Genomic DNA, 19,636 nt, shown 5'->3' on the forward strand with positions numbered 1-19,636 from the left:
TGTTGTCAATGCTCTTTTTTTTGCGGTTTCAAAAAATGAAAAAGCTTGGCTTACCTGTTATTTAATAATCTTTCACTTAATTTGTACCTATGTTTAAAAAGAAGGAAACCCTTGTAACCGCCTTTGCTCTATTCTCTCTTTTTTTTGGAGCGGGCAATCTTATTTTACCTCCCCTATTAGGGTTTAATTCTGGAAATCAATGGTTGGTAGTTACTATCGGTTTTGGACTCTCTGCCGTGGCCATTCCCGTTCTCGGAATTTTAGCTCATGCAAAATTACAAGGTTCCCTTATAGACTTTGGCAATAAGGTCTCACCTATTTTCAGCTTAGTATATGCATTTTTCATATACGCTATTGCCATAGCACTCCCCAGCCCTAGAACAGCATCTGTAACGCATGAAATGGCCATTCAGCCATTTTGGGATATATCTTCTTGGTATACCAGCAGCATCTATTTTGCTTTGGTGTTATTGTTTGCGCTTAACCGTTCTAAAATATTGAATATACTGGGCAAGATATTGACGCCGGCTATCATTTTAATTCTTCTTTTGGTAATAGGAATAACGATTTTCTCTTTCCCCTTTGATTTTGGAAGCACTACGATTGCCAGTCCGTTTGCCAACGGAATACTGGAAGGCTACCAAACATTCGATGCTATTGGCGCTGTAGTTGTTGGTGGGGTAATCATCATATCCATCAACCTAAAATATGTTGATGCAACCTATGACGAAAAGAAAACATTAATTAGAAATGCTGCCTGGTTTGCCGGTTTGGCCTTGTTTTTAATTTATATGGGTCTTATTCTTTCTGGAGCCTTGTCTCATGCTGTTTTTAATGCAGAAACGACCAGAACCGAAATATTATCCGGTTTAGCAAAACAGAGTTTAGGTAACATTGGTAATTTGTTCTTAAGTATACTGGTAGGTTTAGCATGTTTTACCACCGCAGTAGGTATCGTAACCGGTACGGCAGATTTTGTAGCATCAAGATTTAATGAGTCAAAATCGGCATATACCATTATGGCTATTATTGGTAGTGTATTAGGTGTTCTTGTTGGTCAGTTCAATGTAGCTTATATTATTGCCGTAGCCATACCCTCTTTAATGTTCATTTATCCCATTACCATTATACTCATTGTTTTGAATGTAGTGCCAGATAAATATGCATCGCCTTTGGTATTTAGAGCGGTAACCATAGCCACCATACTATTTAGTATTCCTGATTTCTTGGGAAGTATTGGAGCAGTAACACCTGAAGCAAATACGTTTTCGTGGATTCCGCTTCAGCAGTTTAGTTTAGGCTGGGTCTTGCCAGCTTTGATTGTGTTCGTAATTTTCAATATTTATATAAACGCCAACAAAAAATAAATTACTGAAAACTTATTTCATCTAATTCATACCCAAAAACCAAACCTTCGTCAATTGGTTTCCGTAAGTGAGGTATACTAAAAAATTAGATTATGAAAATTTCAAATACGATTAAACTTGCCACTCTTGCCTTAACTTTAGGACTTACTACTTCATCCTTCGCTCAAGATGGTGCTATGGAAATGAAGAAGGACAAGAAAATGATGAAAAAGGAAAAAATGATGATGGAGACCAAAATGGTCGGTGGCGCTGAAATGTACCCTAATAAAAACATCATTGAAAATGCAGTGAACTCAAAAGACCACACAACTCTAGTTGCAGCAGTAAAAGCAGCAGAATTAGTAGAAACTTTAAAAGGTGAAGGTCCATTTACAGTTTTTGCTCCTACAAATGAAGCATTTGAGAAACTACCAAAAGGGACTGTTGAGACCTTGTTAATGACTGAAAACAAAGCGAAATTACAATCGATTTTAACATACCATGTAGTTGCTGGAAAAGTCAGCGTTATGGATTTAATGAAGATGATTAAAGATGGTAACGGAAAAGCTGAATTAACTACAGTAAACGGTGGCACTTTAACCGCAATGCTAAAAGGAAAGAAGGTTCAATTAAAAGATGCCGCGGATAATATATCCACTGTGACAATTGCAGATGTAAACCAATCAAATGGAATAATTCATGTTATTGATGCCGTGGTTTTACCAGGTATGTAAGAATTAATATTCCCCCAATTTATAGGAACGGCCCATTAAAAATGGGCCGTTCTTTTTTTTAAAAATCTATTTCTAAACTAATAGGGCAATGATCACTGCCCATAATCTGATCATGAATTTCGGAGGACTTTACTTTGTCCCAAATAGATTCACTTACCAAAAAGTAGTCTAAACGCCAGCCCACGTTTCTACCCCTTGCACCACCACGTGCACTCCAAAAGGTATATTTATTGAACGTAGTAGGGTGTAGTTTTCTAAAACTATCAACTAAATTGACCTCTTTCAACATATGGTCAAACCCATCTATCTCCACTTGGGTAAATCCAGAAGTTTTGTTGTAATTACTTTTGGGGTTGGCTAAATCGTTCTCAGTATGTGCCACGTTAAAATCACCTGTAATGATCAACGGCTTTGATTTTGAAAGCTCTTTTAAGTAATTGGTAAAATCTTTATCCCATCCGGCACGGTAATCCAATCTTTTTAGTCCACTACCACTATTTGGAATATAGACGTTCACCAAATGAAAGTGTTCAAATTCAGAATGGGTAATCCTTCCTTCTAAATCATGAATTTCTACCCCCATATTCTTGTTGAACGCCACGGGTTTCTGTTTAGAAAGAATTCCAGTACCAGAATATCCTTTTCTTTCGGCGCTATTACTAAACAGTTCATAATCTGTAATTTCTTTCAATGCTTCGGCAACCTGATCATCTTGCGCTTTGGTTTCTTGAACACAAAACACATCGGCATCAAATTCCTTTACAATATCCTCAAATCCCTTTTTAACCGAAGCCCTAATTCCATTAACGTTCCACGATACTAATTTCATGCTTGCTATTTAGTTGTTCATTAATTCCTCTATCTCATCTGCCTTGATCGGAATATTCGCCATTAAGTTAAAAGGTTCTCCTTTTTCTTGAATAACCACATCATCTTCTAAACGAATACCCATATTTTCCGCAGGTATATAAATACCCGGCTCTACGGTAAATACCATATTGGCTTTCATTGGTGTTTTCAAAGCCCCATAATCATGCGTATTCAAACCAATATGGTGACTTGTACCGTGCATGAAGTATTTCTTGTATGCAGGCCATTCGGGATTTTCATTTTGTACATCGGCTTTATCCAACAAACCAAGACCTAAAAGTTCTGAGGTCATTATTTTACCACATTCCTTGTGATATTCTGCCCAAAGCGTACCCGGCACCAACATTTTGGTAGCATCGTCTTTTACACGTAAAACAGCATTATACACCTCCTTTTGGCGTTTGGTAAATTTTCCGCTTACAGGTATAGTTCTAGTAAGATCACTAGAATAATTGGCATATTCTGCAGCAGTATCCATCAAAATTAAGTCACCTGCGTTACATGGTTTATTATTCTCTAGATAGTGTAAAACATTAGCATTATTACCAGATGCAATAATTGGCGGATAAGCAAAACCTTTAGATTTGTTTCTTATGAACTCATGCAGCAACTCAGCCTCAATTTCATACTCCATTACCCCTGGTTTCACAAAACTTAGTAGTCTTCTAAATCCTTTTTCAGTGATATTACATGCCATTTGCATAATATCAATTTCCTCAGGTTCTTTTACCCCTCTAATTTCCTGCAAAATAGGATTACTCTTTGCTACGCGATGAGCAGGGTATTCACGCTTACATTTTTCAATAAACCGATCTTCTCTAGTCTGTGTTTCTACCGCCTGCCTGTAATGCTCGTTTGTATTAAAATAAATAGTCTCGGCTTCGGTCATTAGATCGAAGAAGATTTTATCAAAATCTTGCAACCAACAAATGGTTTCTATACCAGACACTTCCGTAGCCTTCTCCTTGGTTAATTTTTCACCTTCCCAAATGGCAATATGCTCATTGGTTTCACGAACAAACAAAACTTCGCGATGTTTTTTATTAATGGCATCGGGAAACAATACTAGTATCGTTTCTTCTTGATCAGCACCGGATAGGTAAAATATATCTCTATGTTGCTCAAAAGGCAAAACACTATCGGCTCCTATCGGGTAAATATCGTTAGAGTTAAAAACTGCAATACTTTTAGGTTGCATGCGGTCCATAAACTTCTTACGGTTCTTTATAAATAGGGAGTTAGGTATTTGATCGTATTTCATGAATTTATATTTTGATATAAAATTACGCATTATGTGTTGTTTCCTTAAAAAATAGGGCATGGAATTATAAAATTTACAAGAATGTTAGCACAACTTCTTAGCTACAAAATGGCTAACTTGTATACCTAAACCAAACAAAGACAACTCATGAGAAAAATTGCTTACCTCATCTTAGGTGCACTATGCTTACAGGCATGTTCAGAAACGCCGAAAGAAGAAACACAATCTGACCTTTTTGCCCATATTGATACCGAAATAAAACAAAATTCCAAAGGTTATAGCACGTTAAAGGAAGCTACCGAAACTATAGGTCATAGGTTAACAGGATCAACCAACGGTGCACAGGCAGAAGAATACACCTATAACAAATTCAAGGAATATGGTTTTGAAGATGTAGTTTACCAAACTTTTGAAGTTAAGGCATGGGCAAGAGGCGAAGTTTCTTTAACCATCAACGAGGATGATGTTAAGGTAGTGACCTTAGGTCATGCACCTGTAGAGGCACACGTTACCGGTGAAATTGTAGACATGGGCAATGGACTAGATGCAGACTACGCTGCCAACCCAGATGCCGTAAAAGGAAAAATAGCTTTGGTATATATTAATATTCTACCAGGTAGCGAAGAAGGGTTAAGCAATTTACACCGTAGCGAGAAAACGGCTTTAGCCATAAAATACGGTGCTATTGGTATTATTATCATTAACCAAGTGGATAATGGTGTTTTGCTTACAGGTACAGCTTCGGTTACAGGAGAGTTGATTCCAATACCTGCCGTATGTATTGGCAAGGAAGATGGTATGGCATTAAAAGAAACGTTGAAGACCAAAAAAGCTACCGCCAAAATTGACATGACCAATACAAGCGATATGATTAAGGCAAGAAACGTAGTTGCAACATTACCAGGTACGGAAATACCTCAAGAAGAAATTGTTATTGGTGGTCATTTAGATTCTTGGGATCTGGCTACCGGTGCCATAGATAACGGTATTGGTTCATTTGCGGTGCTTGATATTGCAAGGGCATTTAAGGCTAATAATCTACAGCCAAAAAGAACCGTGAAGTTTGTAATGTTCATGGGAGAGGAACAAGGTTTACTAGGTTCTAAATATTTGGTAGAACAAGCTGTTGAAAACAATACCATTGAGAACATCAAATATATGATGAACCTAGATATGTCCGGTAACCCAATAGGTATGAATGCCGGAGGTAAATTAGATAATGAACAGTTCTTTAAAGATTTAGGTGCTGCCATTCAAAAACAGGATACTATTTATCAAAACAAATTCTCCAACAGATCTGGGCTACATAGCGATCACCAACCATTTATGCTTGAAGGTGTGCCCATTTTATCGGTACATAGTAATTTAGACCGTTCTATCTACGGCTGCTACCATTCTGATTGTGACGATTTTCATTTGGTGAATGAAGACCATATGAAAAATACGGCACGTTTTGGCACAATGATGTTGTATGCTCTGGCAAATGCCGATACTTTACCAGCAACAAAAATGGATAGTGAAACCACTAAAGAATTCATGATCAAAAATGATTTAAAAGAGAAATTGATCATTGGCAACGAATGGAAATGGGAAGAGTAATCTCCATCAAAAGAATATTATTAAGGCAGGGCATTGTACCCGCATTACTCTGCCTTTCTTTTTTAGCAGGATGCTCTCAGCAGCCTGAAGAAAAACCAGTAGATTATTTTGAGCTTGTTCGCCCAGAATTCACGGGTCAGCTTGCCTATGAAACTACAGATTTTGTAGAAGATTATTGGCGTGTTGTGGGCAACACCGGTTTTGATAAAACAATTCACCTTATTGCAGATAGTCTAAAAGCAGCAGGTTATGTATTAGAAGAGGATGCAAAAATTGGTGACCGGTTTACCTACCGTATTGAAAAGCGAGCAATGAACCGTCAAACCTGGGAACCTGTTTCGGCATCATTACAAATTGTAGGTCAAGAAATGCCCTTGCTACTTTCGCAAACCAATAGAAACATGACTTATTTAAATTCGGCTTCTACCCCAAAAGAAGGTATTCAAGCAGAAGTTGTATGGGTAAAATCTGTTGAAGATATGGAGTCCGCCTCCATGAAAGGCAAAGTAGTTTTTGCAGAAATGAGTGCTAGAAAGTTGTACAAAACCGCAATAAAAAACGGGGCAATAGGAATTCTCACCTATGACAACCCAGGGTATTTACAACCAGAGAAAAATACCACTTCAATTCAATTTAGAAGTCTTCCTTCACCATCTGATAGTGATTTCTGGGGCATTGCCCTGTCATATGAAGCAAAAGAAAAATTAGTGGCGCAACTTAAAACAGGTGCTACTGAAGTTCTAGTAAAGATAGAAACCAAAAGATATCCATCCGAAGAACTGACCATTGTTGCTGATATTAAAGGAAGTGAATTGCCCAATGAACGTTTGGTGTACAGCGCACATGTTCAAGAACCCGGCGCAAATGACAACGCAACGGGTGTTGGCACGCAATTAGAAATGGCTAAAACCACAGCCAAATTATTCGGCGAAAATAAAATAGCCTTTAAAAGAACCATGACTTTTTTATGGGGCGATGAAATTGTTTCTACCAACCGGTATATTCAAGAAAATCCAGAGCGTGCAAAAGGAATTAAATGGGGAATTAGTCTTGATATGGTAGGCGAAAATACTGCAGTAACAGGCGGCACTTTCTTGATTGAAAAAATGCCAGACCCCAGTGCTATTTGGACTCGTGGCAATGATAAACACAGTGAATGGGGCGGTGATGTTTTAAAGTTAGAAAACATGAAACCACACTATTTAAATGATTTTATAACATCGACCTTTAAAGAACAGGGCGAATTTGCGAATTGGGTGGTAGAAACCAACCCGTTTGAAGGTGGAAGTGACCACACTCCGTTTTTACAAGCTGATATACCCGGACTTTTACTTTGGCATTTTACAGACCAATTTTACCATACCGATAATGATCGTATTGACAAGGTTTCAAAAGAAACCATGAAAAATGTGGGTACTGCGGCACTAGTGAGCGGACTCACCCTAGTAAATTCAAATACCGCATTTGCCTTAGAACAAATATCTTTATTGGAACAAAAAGCCATAGATCGTTTACAAACCGAATTTCAGTTAAGTGTTAACGCTATTAACACTGGCAACACTATTGAAAATGAAAAGGCTATTCTAGAAGCTTGGGAAGATTGGTACCTTAAAGCCATCTCAACTACCAATGATGTAGTTTCAAAATCAAATGGCAATATTAATGACGCCATAAAAGAATCACAATCAAGGGTGTCGTTAAAATCACAAGAATTGATTAAGAAATTGAATACCAGCTCTAAAAACTAATCAGTAACTTACCATCGGCAGCATCAAAAACATTATAATGAAACAGTTTTATTTCCTATTACTAACCGGTATTTCTATAGTATCGGCACAAGTTCAACCAACTACATCTGAAAAAATAGAGGAATCATTGATTGCCAAACAGGCTATGGATGCCAATTCACTGGTCAAAAATATTCCATTAAAAAATGTAGGTCCGTCTGTAATGAGTGGTCGTGTAGTAGATTTAGCGGTCAACGACAACAACCCAACAGAATATTACGTAGCATACGCTTCTGGCGGATTGTGGTACACCAACAATAACGGTAACACCTTTACTCCGGTAATGGATGAAACCCAAACCCAGAATCTTGGCGACATTGCGGTTCATTGGCAAAGCGGAACCATTTGGGTAGGTACGGGAGAAAATAACTCATCACGTTCATCATACGCCGGTATCGGGATATTAAAGTCTACCGATAAGGGTAAAACCTGGCAACATATGGGCTTATCAGATTCTCACCATATTGGGCGCATTGTGGTAAATCCTGATAATGCAAATGAAGTAACCGTAGGCGTAACTGGTCATTTATATTCTCCTAACAAAGAACGCGGCATTTACAAAACCACAGATGGCGGTAAAACTTGGAAAAAAACTTTGTTCATTGATGACAATACAGGCATCATCGATGTTGCGGTTTCCCCTAATAATTATCAGATGCAATACGCGGCAGCTTGGCAAAAAGATAGAAAAGCATGGAATTTTAGCGGTAGCGGAGAAGGTTCTGGCATTTACAAAAGTACAGATGCTGGCACCACTTGGACAAAAATTTCAACACCCTCAAGTGGCTTTCCTATGGGAGAAGGAGTTGGTAGAATTGGCTTGGCCGTTTTTGATGACAACATTGTTTATGCCGTTCATGACAATCAATTTAGAAGAGAAAAATCTAAAGAAAAAAAGGAGAAACAGTCGGGCTTAACAAAAGATGATTTTAAATCACTCTCCAAAGAACAGTTCTTGAAGCTGAACGACAAAGAGCTGAACGAATTTCTAAAAACCAATAATTTTCACGAAAAATATAGAGCTGCCAATGTCAAGCAAATGGTTCGTAGTAATGCCGTACAACCGGCAGACTTGGCATTATATTTAGAAGATGCCAACAGTATGTTGTTTGATACCCCGGTAATTGGTGCAGAAGTCTACCGAAGTAATGATGGCGGTAAAACTTGGTCAAAACAAAACGAAGACTATATAGACGACCTTTTTTACAGCTACGGCTACTATTTTGCCCAGATTTCAGTTGACCCTAATAATATTGATGCCATTTACTTAGCCGGCGTACCCATTATAGCATCTAAAGATGGCGGCAAAACATATACGTCAATTAATGGTGACAACGTTCATGCAGATCACCATGCATTATGGATCAATCCAAAATTACCCGGTCATCTCATTAACGGGAATGATGGCGGAGTTAACACGAGCTACGATGACGGTAAAAATTGGTTTAAGAACAACTCTCCCACAGTTGGTCAATTTTATGCCATTGCCGTAGATAATGAAAAACCATATAACATATATGGCGGATTACAAGATAACGGAGTTTGGAAGGGACCGCACAATGCAGAAGAAAACAGCGAATGGCAGCAAACAGGGCAATACCCTTGGAAATCCATTTTAGGCGGAGATGGTATGCAAGTAGAGATTGACGATCGCAACGCTAATATCGTTTACACGGGATATCAATTCGGAAATTATTTTAGAATCGATTTAGAAAAAAACCAAAGAAATTATATTCAACCAAAACATGAGCTAGGCGAGTCTCCTTACCGTTTCAACTGGCAAACTCCTATTTTACTTTCTCCCCATAACCAAGATATTTTATATATGGGCAGTAATAAAATGCATCGTTCCTTAAATAAAGGAGATACATGGGAAACTATCTCAACTGACCTGACCCAAGGAGGAAAACAAGGTAATGTAGCCTATGGCACCTTGACCACAATTTCTGAATCTACCTATAAATTTGGAATGTTATATACCGGTAGTGATGATGGTCTAATTCAACGAACTGATAACGGTGGTGGTAGTTGGATAACCGTATCTAACAACCTACCTCAAAATTTATGGGTAAGTAGGGTCATTACTTCAAAACATAACGAAAATAGAGTATATGCTACGTTAAACGGTTACCGTTCAGATGACTTTACTCCCTATGTTTTTGTAAGTGACGACAAAGGGTCTACTTGGAAAAACATTTCTAATAACATTCCTACATCTGCCGTGAATGTTATAGTAGAAGACCCGGAAAATGAAAACCTTTTATTTGTTGGTACGGATAACGGTTTATACGTTTCATTGGATAGGGGAACAACATGGCAGTCTTTCCAAAATGGAATGCCCTATGTTGCCGTTCATGATTTGGTCATACAACAAGATGCCAAACATTTAGTGGTGGGTACGCATGGTAGAAGTATTTATACCGCAAATATCGCTGCGCTTCAAAATTTGACTTCAGAAATTCAGAACAAAGCGCTGCACGTATATACATTAAAGAATATTAAACATTCTTCACGTTGGGGTAATTCTTGGAGCTCTTGGTCAAAACCGAGAACACCTGGATTAGATATTACCTTCTACTCTGATAGTGATGATGTGTATGAAGCCAAAATAGTATCGTCAGATGATATTGTAGTGAGTGAAACTGAAATTATTGCAGACAAAGGTTTAAATGTTTTATCCTATGATGTTGCTTTCTCTAAAATTGGCAAGATGAATTACCTTAAAAAACACAAAACCGTTTTAAAACAAGCTGATAATGGGAGCACCTATCTACCAAAAGGAACCTATACCATAGAAATCAAAGGAAACGGAACTGTTGAAAAAACAACTTTTGATATAGAATAGTACAATGAAAATAGTAGATTGGAACGAGCTACCAGAACTAGGTGTTAGCCATGACCCAAGTATTAAGAAAAAGACATTGATAAATCGTGGTGAAATACCACAATTAATGATGTACGGTACCGCTGTTTTCAAGCCTGGTCAAAAAGTTGAGCTTCATAAACATGATACTATGTTTGAAGTTTTTCATATACAGACCGGTAAAGCCGTATTTACTATTTCAGGAAAGGATTATGAGGTTGGCCCTGGAAAATGCATTACTATAAACCCTGGTGAAATACATGGTCAACACAACCCATTTGACCAAAATGTAACTTGGACTTATTTTGGAATAGCTACAGATTAAGAATTATTATTTATGGAACTCACTTTAGGCATACCGGCACTACTTTTCCCTGCCATTTCATTGACAATGTTGGCATACAATGCAAGATACTTGGCTATTGCCGCATTAATACGCCAATTACATCAAAAATATCAAGAAACGGCATCGCAATCCGTTGGCCTACAAGTTCAAAAATTACGTAAACGCCTCACCATTATCAAAAACATGCAAGCCACTGCGATCTTCAGTTTTTTATTGGCGGTAATTACAATGACGCTAATCTATGTTGAACTTACATTTTGGGCAAATTTGATATTTAGCATTAGTTTATTTGCGCTAATGGTGTCTTTGGTTTTATCCTTGATCGAGGTTCAGCTATCGACAAAAGCACTAGAAATCCAGCTAAAGGATATGGAGAACTAATGGAGTTACTTGTTTAAAGAACCCCAAACTAATTACCTTACCGTTCGTCGATGTTTTTATAAGCTATTTAACTAATATCCAGTATATTTGCCGTCCGATAATTAATTGGCATGAAAAAAGTTCGAGATCTCGAATTAATTAATCAAATACGGGAAATAAGGGAGTTTGAATTTGGCGTATTCTATTTCTTTAAAGGTGGTATTGTAATATCTGAAATGCACGAAGGCGTTCTCTTTAGATGGGACAATGCAAAAAAAGCCGTTTATGCCGCCCAAGAAATTTACGACGATCATATTCCATTCATTTATATTGCCAATAGAATCAATAGATACCATGTAGCTCCTTTTGACTGGTTCAAGTTCTACAAAAATAGGTTTGATATGCAACATATTGCTGCGGTAGGTCCTTTAAAAGGTCATGCGTTAAGCATGTTCTTAAAAAAATTAATCTTCCCAAAAAGGATAAAAAGGTTCGTAGATTTAGACAAAGCTGTGGCTTGGGCAACTGAAATTTCCGAAAAATCTACAGAATCAGTAAATTAACATTATAATTTTGTTGAAAGATTAATTATTTGAAAGCCTTATTTACAAAAAAATCTTAAACATCTTCAAAATAGATTTTATAATCAGTCTAAATAGACATACTAAATCCTGTTAATTCTTGTTAATAACTAGCTTGTGATGTAAATTCGCATATAAAATTATCAACTAATGAGCGGATTTTTTAAATCTTCGATTGGTAGAAAGTACGCAATGGCACTTTCTGCTTTCTTTTTAATGTTTTTTCTACTTCAGCATTTTGCAATTAACATTTTATCGGTTTTCAGTCCTAATGCCTTCAATGAAGCTTCGCACTTTATGGGTACATTTTGGGCCGTACAATATGTTCTGCAGCCTGTTTTAATTTTCGGTGTAATCTATCATTTTGTGATGGGTTTCATCTTAGAAGCCAAAAACAGAAGTGCTAGGGTAAAAAAATACGCAAAAAACAATGGTGCTGCCAATTCATCATGGATGAGCCGTAATATGATTTACAGCGGTTTGTGCATTTTGGCATTTTTGGTACTTCACTTTATTGATTTCTGGATCCCAGAAATCAATACAAAATATATTCAAGGCGATATGTCTGGTTTATTGGGTAACGGTGAAGGCTTTCGTTATTATGAGGAACTTGCCCATAAGTTTGAAAGCCCATTACGTGTTGGCGCTTATGTAATCGCCTTCGTATTCTTATCGTTACACCTAATGCATGGCTTTAGTTCTGCATTTCAGTCTGCCGGTGCAACTAGCATGAGAAAAGAAAAATTACAATTGTTTGGTAAAGCGTATGCTATCATAATTCCACTAGGATTTATTTTCATTGCACTTTTTCATCATTTTAATCATCATTAATACCTATTACTTATGTCTGTATTAGACTCAAAAGTACCTAAAGGTCCGTTGAAAACGAAGTGGACCGATTATAAGAACCATATAGATTTGGTAAACCCTGCCAACAAACGTAATATAGATGTTATTGTAGTTGGAACAGGATTGGCGGGTGGTTCTGCTGCTGCAACTTTAGCAGAATTAGGCTATAATGTAAAAACATTTTGCTATCAAGATTCTCCAAGAAGGGCACACTCTATTGCTGCACAAGGTGGTATTAACGCAGCAAAAAATTACCAAGGTGATGGTGATTCTACATACCGTTTATTTTACGATACCGTAAAAGGTGGTGATTACCGTTCAAGAGAAGCAAACGTATATAGATTAGCAGAAGTTTCTGCAAATATTATTGACCAGTGTGTGGCACAAGGGGTTCCTTTTGCACGTGATTATGGCGGACTATTAGACAACCGTTCATTTGGTGGTGTATTGGTTTCAAGAACTTTTTACGCCAAAGGTCAAACCGGACAACAATTATTATTAGGTGCTTATTCTGCAATGAACAGACAAATTGCCCGTGGTAAAATTACCCCGTTCAATCGTCATGAAATGTTAGATGTAGTAAAAGTTGATGGTAAGGCTCGTGGTATTATTGCCCGTAACTTGGTTACCGGTGAAATTGAGCGCCACTCTGCACATGCAGTGGTTATTGCCTCTGGTGGATATGGTAATGTATATTTCCTTTCGACCAACGCAATGGGATCTAATGCAACAGCTGCTTGGAAAATCCATAAAAAAGGAGCGTTCTTTGCCAACCCTTGCTATACTCAAATTCACCCAACCTGTATTCCACGTTCAGGTGACTATCAGTCTAAACTGACTTTGATGTCAGAATCTTTACGTAACGATGGTCGTATTTGGGTTCCTAAAAGCCTAGAAGATGTTAAAGCAATTCGCGAGGGCAAAAAGAAACCTACAGATTTATCTGAAGACGAAAGAGATTATTACTTAGAAAGAAGATACCCTGCATTTGGTAACCTTGTACCACGTGATGTTGCATCAAGAGCGGCAAAAGAACGTTGTGATGCCGGTTATGGTGTAAATGCTACCGGTGAAGCTGTTTATTTGGATTTTGCCTCTGCTATTGAAAGATATGGTAAAGAGCAAGCTAAAATTCATAACATCAACAATGCTTCTGCTGACAAAATATATGAACTAGGTGCGGCTATAGTAAAAGCGAAATACGGTAACCTTTTTCAGATGTACGAAAAAATCGTAGATCAAGATCCGTACAAAACACCAATGATGATTTACCCTGCAGTACACTATACCATGGGTGGTGTTTGGGTTGATTATAATTTAATGACTACTGTTGATGGTCTTTACTGTATTGGTGAAGCTAACTTCTCTGATCACGGTGCCAACAGGTTAGGTGCCTCTGCGTTAATGCAAGGTCTTGCAGACGGTTATTTTGTATTACCATATACCATTGGCGATTACTTATCCAATGAAATTAGAACAGGTAAAATTGCTACTGATTCCCCTGAATTTGATGAAGCAGAAAAATCTGTAAAAGATAGAATTGATTTCTTCATCAATAATAAGGGACAACATTCTGTTGATTATTACCACAAGAGACTAGGTAAAATTATGTGGGATAAATGTGGTATGTCCCGTAATGCGGAAGGTTTAAAAGAAGCTGCAAAAGAAATTAAGGAACTAAGAGAAAGTTTCTGGAAAGAAGTTAATGTTCCAGGTGCTGCCAACGAAATGAACCCTGAATTGGAAAAAGCGGGTCGTGTAGCAGATTTCTTGGAGTTGGGTGAATTGTTCGCAAAAGATGCTTTGGTAAGAGAAGAATCTTGTGGAGGACACTTTAGAGAAGAATCCGTTGAAATTGGCGGGGAACAAGCAGGTGAGGCAAAACGTAACGATGCTGAATTTGCCTTTGTTTCGGCTTGGGAATATAAAGGAGAACCTGGTGATGCTGTTTTGCATAAGGAGCAATTAGAGTTCAACGAAATAGAATTAAAACAAAGAAGTTATAAGTAGTTGATGGTTGCTAGTTGCTGGTTTTAATGAACCAACAACGAACAACGAACAACCAAAAACGAAATAATTATGAATCTGACATTAAAAATCTGGAGACAAAAGGGACCAAAAGATAAAGGTTCTATGGTCGATTATAAGGTAACGGATATATCTGAACATATGTCTTTCTTAGAAATGATGGATGTTCTTAACGAGCAATTGATCAACCAAGGAGAAGAACCAGTAGCTTTTGACCATGATTGTCGTGAAGGTATTTGTGGTATGTGTTCAATGTACATCAATGGTGAGGCCCACGGTCCTGATAGAGGTGTTACAACATGTCAATTACACATGCGTATGTTCAAAGATGGCGACACTATCACTATTGAGCCATTTAGAGCAAAGGCATTTCCTGTAATTAAAGATTTAGTGGTAGACAGAAGTTCTTTTGATCGTATTCAGCACGCTGGTGGATATATTTCTGTAAACACTTCTGGTAATACCCAAGATGCAAATGCCATTCCTATTTCAAAGCACGCAGCTGATGAAGCTATGGATGCCGCTACCTGTATTGGTTGTGGAGCTTGTGTAGCAAGTTGCAAAAATGCCTCTGCAATGTTATTTGTTGGCGCAAAAGTATCACAATATGCATTATTACCTCAAGGTCAAGTAGAAGCCGTAGATCGTGTGAAGAACATGGTAGCACAAATGGATTTGGAAGGTTTTGGTAACTGTACCAATACCGGTGCTTGTGAAATTGAATGTCCTAAAGGAATTTCTTTAGAGAATATTGCAAGAATGAACCGCGAGTATTTAAGTGCTAACGTTAAAAGTTAGACTTAAAAATCATAAAATTTTAAAAATCCCGACCATTAAGGTTCGGGATTTTTTATTTTTAAGACATGTCAAAAGACTATAAACAAGAGCGAATTAAAGTACCACGATTCAATGAGGAATGTGGTTTTTACACTACTCCACAACGTTCTAAGATAATGAGTAAAATACGGGGTAAGAACACCAAACCCGAACTTGCCTTTAGAAAAGCCCTTTATGCCGCTGGATATAGATATCGCATTGATTATAAAAAGCTAATAGGCAAACCAGATATAGCCCTGCCTAAGTACAAAACAGTAATATTCATTGATGGTGAATATTGGCATGGTAAAAATTGGGAAGAGCATAAACCAAAAATTAAGACCAATCGTGATTTTTGGATTGCAAAAATTGAACGTAATATACAACGCGATCAAGAAGTTAACCAAGAACTAAAAAGATTAGGATACACTGTATTTAGGTTCTGGGAAACCCAAGTGAAAAAGGATCTTGAAAATTGCTTACAAATAACTATAAGCCATCTAAATTCTTTTGAAAAGAGCACAAAATAATATGTATAAAGTTCATTTAGCAAATGTTTAACCCTTGAAACTCCTTTATTAATAAGGCTTTAACGGACATTACTCCCTTTGGTGTGTAACTTAGTATCAAAGAAATTATTAATCGTTAAAAACTATATATTATGAAGAGGATAGCAATATTAGCTACAAATGGATTTGAAGAAAGTGAATTAAAATCTCCAAAAGAAGCCATGGAGAAAGAAGGCTTTAACGTAGATATTGTAAGTTTAGAAAAAGGAGAAATAAAAGGTTGGGCAGACGGTAACTGGTCTAACAGTTACACCGTAGATAAAACCTTGAACGAAGTTAGAGCTGAGGATTATAATGCATTGGTATTACCTGGCGGAGTAATTAACCCAGATTTACTTAGAAGGGAAGAAACGGCTTTAGATTTTGTACGAGACTTTTTTAAATTGAAAAAACCTGTAGCAGCTATTTGCCATGCACCATGGACATTGATTAGTGCAGGTGTAGTAAAAGGAAGAAAAATGACTTCATTTCACTCCATTAAAGATGACTTAATAAATGCAGGAGCTGATTGGGTAGACCAAGAAGTTGTTGTTGACGAAGGATTCGTGACAAGTAGAAATCCGGATGATTTACCTGCTTTTAATTCTAAATTAGTTGAAGAAATAAAAGAAGGAAAGCATGAAATGCAACATGCATAATGCATCTGAAGTGGAATGTAGAAGCCCAGCCATTTGGTTGGGCTTTTTTTATGTCCGTATTTAAAATTCATACATTTACTTCTATGAACTATGAACATCTTATAAACGCATCAAAATTACCAGATGTAAAGACGACGATTTTCACAACAATAGGCAATCTTGCAAGAAAACATGATGCCATTGATCTTTCTCAAGGATTTCCAAATTTTGAGGCAGATGAGAAACTAAAATCCTTGGTAAGCCATGCTATACATCAAGGCTATAACCAATATGCACCCATGCCTGGTTATTTTGGCTTAAGAGAAATTATTTCCGATAAAATAAACACACTACATAACAAACATTACAACCCAGAAAAAGAAATTACCGTAACCATAGGTGCAACTGAAGCTATTTTTACGGCTATTACAGCCTTTATTAGCAAAGGTGATGAGGTTATCGTTATAAAACCTGCTTACGACTGTTATGAGCCCGCTATTCTTCTTAATGGTGGCATTCCAGTGTATGTACAACTCAATGCACCAGACTATAGCATAGATTGGGAAGCCTTTCAGGAAAAAATCACCAGTAAAACTAAAATGGTGATTTTAAATACACCCCATAACCCCAGTGGAACGGTTTTATCTAAATGGGATATGGAGCAACTACAGACCATTTTAAAACCTACCAACATCATATTATTGAGTGATGAAGTTTATGAACATATTATTTTTGATGATCAAGCGCATGAAAGCGCATCAAGATATCCAGAACTGGCCCAGAGAAGTTTTGTGTGTGCCTCTTTTGGCAAAACTTTTCATGTTACCGATTGGAAGGTAGGGTATTGCGTAGCACCAAATGAACTAATGGCCGAATTTAGAAAGGTGCATCAATTTGCGGTATTTTGCGTGGACCATCCTGTTCAACGGGCATTGGCAACTTATTTACAAAACCCTTCCAATTATCTACATTTGAATGATTTTTACCAGGAAAAACGAGATTTATTTCTTATTGGGATAAAATCGTCCAAGTTTAAATATAAGCCATCACAAGGAACGTACTTTCAATTATTGGATTACTCCGCTATATCCACGGAATTTGATGAAGCTATGGGTGAACGCTTAATTAAACAAAACGGTATAGCCTCAATTCCTATTTCATCGTTCAATGTTGAAAATAGAAATGACCATATGCTCAGGTTTTGCTTTGCAAAAAAGACAGCTACCCTTGAAAAGGCAATTGAGATTTTGAACAGCCTATAAGCTTCAATTTATAAGGCAGCGTTTACTTTCTTCATAAATGCTCCAATTTTATTCGGTTCTAACCAACGTGTAACGACTACAAGATCATTTTCTTTGTCTATAACTATAAAATTACCTCCAAAACCGGCAGCGTAATAAATGTTTTCAGATAATCCTTCCCAATGTCTTGCACCCTTTTTATTCAACCACCACATATACCCATAGTTACTATTAGGTATGGATGGTGTTGTTGCCTTTCTAATCCAATCTTTGGAAATCAATTGTTTATTTTCCCACCTACCATTATTTAAGAACAACAGACCAAAGCGTGCCATATCTTGGGTACTGATAAACATTCCTGCCCCTGAATGACCTCCTCCAGTGACCGATTTCATTTGTAGACCATCTATCTCTGTCCATGCATTGTCATAGCCATACCAACGCCATGTAGTAGATGCCCCAATATTATCCATAATATTTTCCTTTAGTACCAACGGCATTGGTTTACGCCAAACCTGGGTTAGGGAATATGCCAAAACATTTACACGAACATCATTATATTCCATAACAGTACCTGGCTCTTTGGGCATTTCCATTTTCCAGTCATCAATATTTCCTTTACTTGGCGGTCTATCTGCCCAGTCCTTACCTCCCCATAGCTCACCTGACCAAGCCGAGTTTTGCTGTAGAAGATGTTCCCATGTAATTTTGGAATTATGGGCACCATCAAAAGTACCGTCCCATACGTAATCACCAACCAAATTTTTAGTGTCTTCAATGAGACCTTGGTCTTCTGCAAGACCGGCCATGGTGCTTAAAAAACTTTTAGTTACACTAAAGGTCATATCCACTCTCTTTGTATCTCCCCACTGTGCAACCACATAGCCATTCTTTAAAATCATACCAGCAGGTCCGCCTCTTTTCTTTGTAGGTCCCAATATTTTATGAAAAGGTTCGCGCTCAAAACCCTTAACAATTGCTATACGTAAATCTCTAGACCCAGAGTATTCATTGTCTTCTGCAAAAGCAATAGCTTCTTGCAATAATGCGTCTTTAATTTTAAAATCTTTTGGAGCACGCTGTTCCCAAGAAGCGTTCGCATTGGGAAAGTAATAATCTTGAGCATGAATATTTCCAATTAAGAAAATAGTCAAAAAGATGATAAGAGAATATTTCATAAATGTTGGTTTAAAGTTACAAGGTACTTAAATCGAACTGCATTAACCAATCGGTCTGTTCATCTGAGCCTATGAAATACGGGTGGGTATCAAATTTTTGAAAACCGTGACGTTCATAAAATTTAATTGCCCTTACATTTTCTTCCCATACCCCTAACCATAGCATTTTCTTCTTTTTTATTAATGCTATATTTTTAATGTGATGCAAAAATTGTTTCCCTAAACCTAAATTTTGATACTCCTTTAAAACATAGATGCGTTCTAACTCTATGCTATCAGCTCTTTTAACGTCTGATTGCGCAGAAAGTACGTTGAGTTTAAAATAACCCACCAACATATCATTTCTGAATACGAAATAAAACTCGCTGTTGGCATTTAAAAGTTCAGATTTAATTTTATTAAGGGCAAAAGCCTTTTCTATATAATCTTTAAAATCTGCCGGGTCGTTATCTTTTTCAAAGGCATTTACGAAGGTCTGCTCAGAAATCAATCTTAATTGTACCGCATCTTTAAGAGAACATTTGGTAAATGTGAGTTCCATATTACTAAAATAGAAAAAGGAGCAAATTACTTTGCTCCTAATCGGGGGAA

At 37.2% G+C, this 19,636-nt stretch carries 18 protein-coding genes; 14 read left to right on the plus strand and 4 right to left on the minus strand.

Going from position 1 to position 19,636, the window contains the following annotated elements; all coding sequences use genetic code 11:
* The first annotated feature begins 89 nt into the window (after positions 1-89).
* The gene (gene brnQ, locus B2Z27_RS00120; RefSeq protein WP_286812089.1) at positions 90-1,367 is read left to right on the plus strand and encodes a branched-chain amino acid transport system II carrier protein; all 1,278 of its coding nucleotides are present in this window, start codon (positions 90-92) and stop codon (positions 1,365-1,367) included.
* 92 nt (positions 1,368-1,459) lie between these two features.
* Positions 1,460-2,080 carry a fasciclin domain-containing protein gene (locus B2Z27_RS00125; protein WP_286812090.1) on the plus strand — a complete coding sequence of 207 codons (621 nt, stop codon included), beginning with the start codon at positions 1,460-1,462 and terminating at the stop codon, positions 2,078-2,080.
* Between the two features lie 58 nt (positions 2,081-2,138).
* On the opposite strand, the gene B2Z27_RS00130 is transcribed toward B2Z27_RS00125, so the two are convergent.
* Together B2Z27_RS00130 and B2Z27_RS00135 are read right to left on the minus strand one after the other, a co-directional pair.
* Complete coding sequence (locus B2Z27_RS00130; RefSeq protein WP_286812091.1) at positions 2,139-2,909, minus strand: exodeoxyribonuclease III; 771 nt, start codon at positions 2,907-2,909, stop codon at positions 2,139-2,141.
* Between the two features lie 9 nt (positions 2,910-2,918).
* The gene (locus tag B2Z27_RS00135; protein WP_286812092.1) at positions 2,919-4,211 is read right to left on the minus strand and encodes an aminopeptidase P family protein; all 1,293 of its coding nucleotides are present in this window, start codon (positions 4,209-4,211) and stop codon (positions 2,919-2,921) included.
* A 147-nt stretch (positions 4,212-4,358) separates the two neighbouring features.
* Here B2Z27_RS00135 and B2Z27_RS00140 point away from each other — a divergent pair, with 147 nt between their 5' ends.
* From B2Z27_RS00140 to B2Z27_RS00195, 12 genes are all read left to right on the plus strand, one after another.
* On the plus strand, positions 4,359-5,810 hold the full coding sequence (locus B2Z27_RS00140; RefSeq protein WP_286812093.1) for a M20/M25/M40 family metallo-hydrolase: 1,452 nt from the start codon (positions 4,359-4,361) through the stop codon (positions 5,808-5,810).
* Entirely contained in the window at positions 5,798-7,558 is a 1,761-nt protein-coding gene (locus B2Z27_RS00145; protein WP_286812094.1) for a M28 family peptidase, read from the plus strand. Before B2Z27_RS00140 ends, B2Z27_RS00145 begins: the two co-directional genes overlap by 13 nt.
* Before the next feature lie 37 nt (positions 7,559-7,595).
* The gene (locus tag B2Z27_RS00150) at positions 7,596-10,442 is read left to right on the plus strand and encodes a VPS10 domain-containing protein (RefSeq protein WP_286812095.1); all 2,847 of its coding nucleotides are present in this window, start codon (positions 7,596-7,598) and stop codon (positions 10,440-10,442) included.
* 4 nt (positions 10,443-10,446) lie between these two features.
* Positions 10,447-10,785 (plus strand): cupin domain-containing protein, encoded by a 339-nt coding sequence (locus B2Z27_RS00155; RefSeq protein ID WP_210708031.1) that lies wholly within the window; start codon positions 10,447-10,449, stop codon positions 10,783-10,785.
* A gap of 12 nt (positions 10,786-10,797) precedes the next feature.
* A complete protein-coding gene (locus B2Z27_RS00160; RefSeq protein ID WP_058104488.1) occupies positions 10,798-11,187 on the plus strand; it encodes a DUF2721 domain-containing protein in 390 nt (129 codons plus the stop codon).
* Positions 11,188-11,297: 110 nt separating this feature from the next.
* On the plus strand, positions 11,298-11,729 hold the full coding sequence (locus tag B2Z27_RS00165) for a hypothetical protein (protein WP_074670976.1): 432 nt from the start codon (positions 11,298-11,300) through the stop codon (positions 11,727-11,729).
* A 168-nt stretch (positions 11,730-11,897) separates the two neighbouring features.
* On the plus strand, positions 11,898-12,578 hold the full coding sequence (locus tag B2Z27_RS00170) for a succinate dehydrogenase cytochrome b subunit (RefSeq protein ID WP_074670975.1): 681 nt from the start codon (positions 11,898-11,900) through the stop codon (positions 12,576-12,578).
* Positions 12,579-12,590: 12 nt separating this feature from the next.
* Complete coding sequence (locus tag B2Z27_RS00175; RefSeq protein WP_215996799.1) at positions 12,591-14,606, plus strand: fumarate reductase/succinate dehydrogenase flavoprotein subunit; 2,016 nt, start codon at positions 12,591-12,593, stop codon at positions 14,604-14,606.
* 69 nt (positions 14,607-14,675) lie between these two features.
* On the plus strand, positions 14,676-15,422 hold the full coding sequence (locus B2Z27_RS00180; protein ID WP_058104492.1) for a succinate dehydrogenase/fumarate reductase iron-sulfur subunit: 747 nt from the start codon (positions 14,676-14,678) through the stop codon (positions 15,420-15,422).
* A gap of 65 nt (positions 15,423-15,487) precedes the next feature.
* Positions 15,488-15,970, plus strand: a complete 483-nt coding sequence (locus B2Z27_RS00185; RefSeq protein WP_286812096.1) for a very short patch repair endonuclease — start codon at positions 15,488-15,490, stop codon at positions 15,968-15,970.
* 131 nt (positions 15,971-16,101) lie between these two features.
* Positions 16,102-16,647: a type 1 glutamine amidotransferase domain-containing protein gene (locus tag B2Z27_RS00190; RefSeq protein ID WP_074670970.1), complete on the plus strand. Its 546-nt coding sequence runs from the start codon at positions 16,102-16,104 to the stop codon at positions 16,645-16,647.
* Complete coding sequence (locus tag B2Z27_RS00195) at positions 16,647-17,888, plus strand: methionine aminotransferase (RefSeq protein ID WP_339633979.1); 1,242 nt, start codon at positions 16,647-16,649, stop codon at positions 17,886-17,888. Before B2Z27_RS00190 ends, B2Z27_RS00195 begins: the two co-directional genes overlap by 1 nt.
* Positions 17,889-17,896: 8 nt before the next feature.
* Here B2Z27_RS00195 and B2Z27_RS00200 read toward each other — a convergent pair whose 3' ends face one another.
* A complete protein-coding gene (locus tag B2Z27_RS00200; RefSeq protein ID WP_286812097.1) occupies positions 17,897-19,045 on the minus strand; it encodes a serine hydrolase domain-containing protein in 1,149 nt (382 codons plus the stop codon).
* A 16-nt stretch (positions 19,046-19,061) separates the two neighbouring features.
* Positions 19,062-19,586, minus strand: a complete 525-nt coding sequence (locus tag B2Z27_RS00205) for a GNAT family N-acetyltransferase (protein ID WP_286812098.1) — start codon at positions 19,584-19,586, stop codon at positions 19,062-19,064.
* Positions 19,587-19,636 lie beyond the last annotated feature (50 nt).

The sequence above is a fragment of the Maribacter sp. UBA3344 genome, from assembly GCF_002362375.1.
GTDB classification, from domain to species: domain Bacteria; phylum Bacteroidota; class Bacteroidia; order Flavobacteriales; family Flavobacteriaceae; genus Maribacter; species Maribacter dokdonensis.

What these genes read in the sequence shown, in the direction of transcription:
- B2Z27_RS00180 (WP_058104492.1), top strand. Translation starts at nt 14,676, where the DNA reads ATGAATCTGACATTAAAAATCTGGAGACAAAAGGGACCAAAAGATAAA.
- B2Z27_RS00175 (WP_215996799.1), top strand. Translation starts at nt 12,591, where the DNA reads ATGTCTGTATTAGACTCAAAAGTACCTAAAGGTCCGTTGAAAACGAAG.
- B2Z27_RS00200 (WP_286812097.1), bottom strand. Translation starts at nt 19,045, where the DNA reads ATGAAATATTCTCTTATCATCTTTTTGACTATTTTCTTAATTGGAAAT.
- B2Z27_RS00135 (WP_286812092.1), bottom strand. Translation starts at nt 4,211, where the DNA reads ATGAAATACGATCAAATACCTAACTCCCTATTTATAAAGAACCGTAAG.
- B2Z27_RS00205 (WP_286812098.1), bottom strand. Translation starts at nt 19,586, where the DNA reads ATGGAACTCACATTTACCAAATGTTCTCTTAAAGATGCGGTACAATTA.
- B2Z27_RS00140 (WP_286812093.1), top strand. Translation starts at nt 4,359, where the DNA reads ATGAGAAAAATTGCTTACCTCATCTTAGGTGCACTATGCTTACAGGCA.
- B2Z27_RS00150 (WP_286812095.1), top strand. Translation starts at nt 7,596, where the DNA reads ATGAAACAGTTTTATTTCCTATTACTAACCGGTATTTCTATAGTATCG.
- B2Z27_RS00165 (WP_074670976.1), top strand. Translation starts at nt 11,298, where the DNA reads ATGAAAAAAGTTCGAGATCTCGAATTAATTAATCAAATACGGGAAATA.
- B2Z27_RS00130 (WP_286812091.1), bottom strand. Translation starts at nt 2,909, where the DNA reads ATGAAATTAGTATCGTGGAACGTTAATGGAATTAGGGCTTCGGTTAAA.
- brnQ (WP_286812089.1), top strand. Translation starts at nt 90, where the DNA reads ATGTTTAAAAAGAAGGAAACCCTTGTAACCGCCTTTGCTCTATTCTCT.
- B2Z27_RS00170 (WP_074670975.1), top strand. Translation starts at nt 11,898, where the DNA reads ATGAGCGGATTTTTTAAATCTTCGATTGGTAGAAAGTACGCAATGGCA.
- B2Z27_RS00185 (WP_286812096.1), top strand. Translation starts at nt 15,488, where the DNA reads ATGTCAAAAGACTATAAACAAGAGCGAATTAAAGTACCACGATTCAAT.
- B2Z27_RS00190 (WP_074670970.1), top strand. Translation starts at nt 16,102, where the DNA reads ATGAAGAGGATAGCAATATTAGCTACAAATGGATTTGAAGAAAGTGAA.
- B2Z27_RS00125 (WP_286812090.1), top strand. Translation starts at nt 1,460, where the DNA reads ATGAAAATTTCAAATACGATTAAACTTGCCACTCTTGCCTTAACTTTA.
- B2Z27_RS00145 (WP_286812094.1), top strand. Translation starts at nt 5,798, where the DNA reads ATGGGAAGAGTAATCTCCATCAAAAGAATATTATTAAGGCAGGGCATT.
- B2Z27_RS00155 (WP_210708031.1), top strand. Translation starts at nt 10,447, where the DNA reads ATGAAAATAGTAGATTGGAACGAGCTACCAGAACTAGGTGTTAGCCAT.
- B2Z27_RS00160 (WP_058104488.1), top strand. Translation starts at nt 10,798, where the DNA reads ATGGAACTCACTTTAGGCATACCGGCACTACTTTTCCCTGCCATTTCA.
- B2Z27_RS00195 (WP_339633979.1), top strand. Translation starts at nt 16,647, where the DNA reads ATGCATCTGAAGTGGAATGTAGAAGCCCAGCCATTTGGTTGGGCTTTT.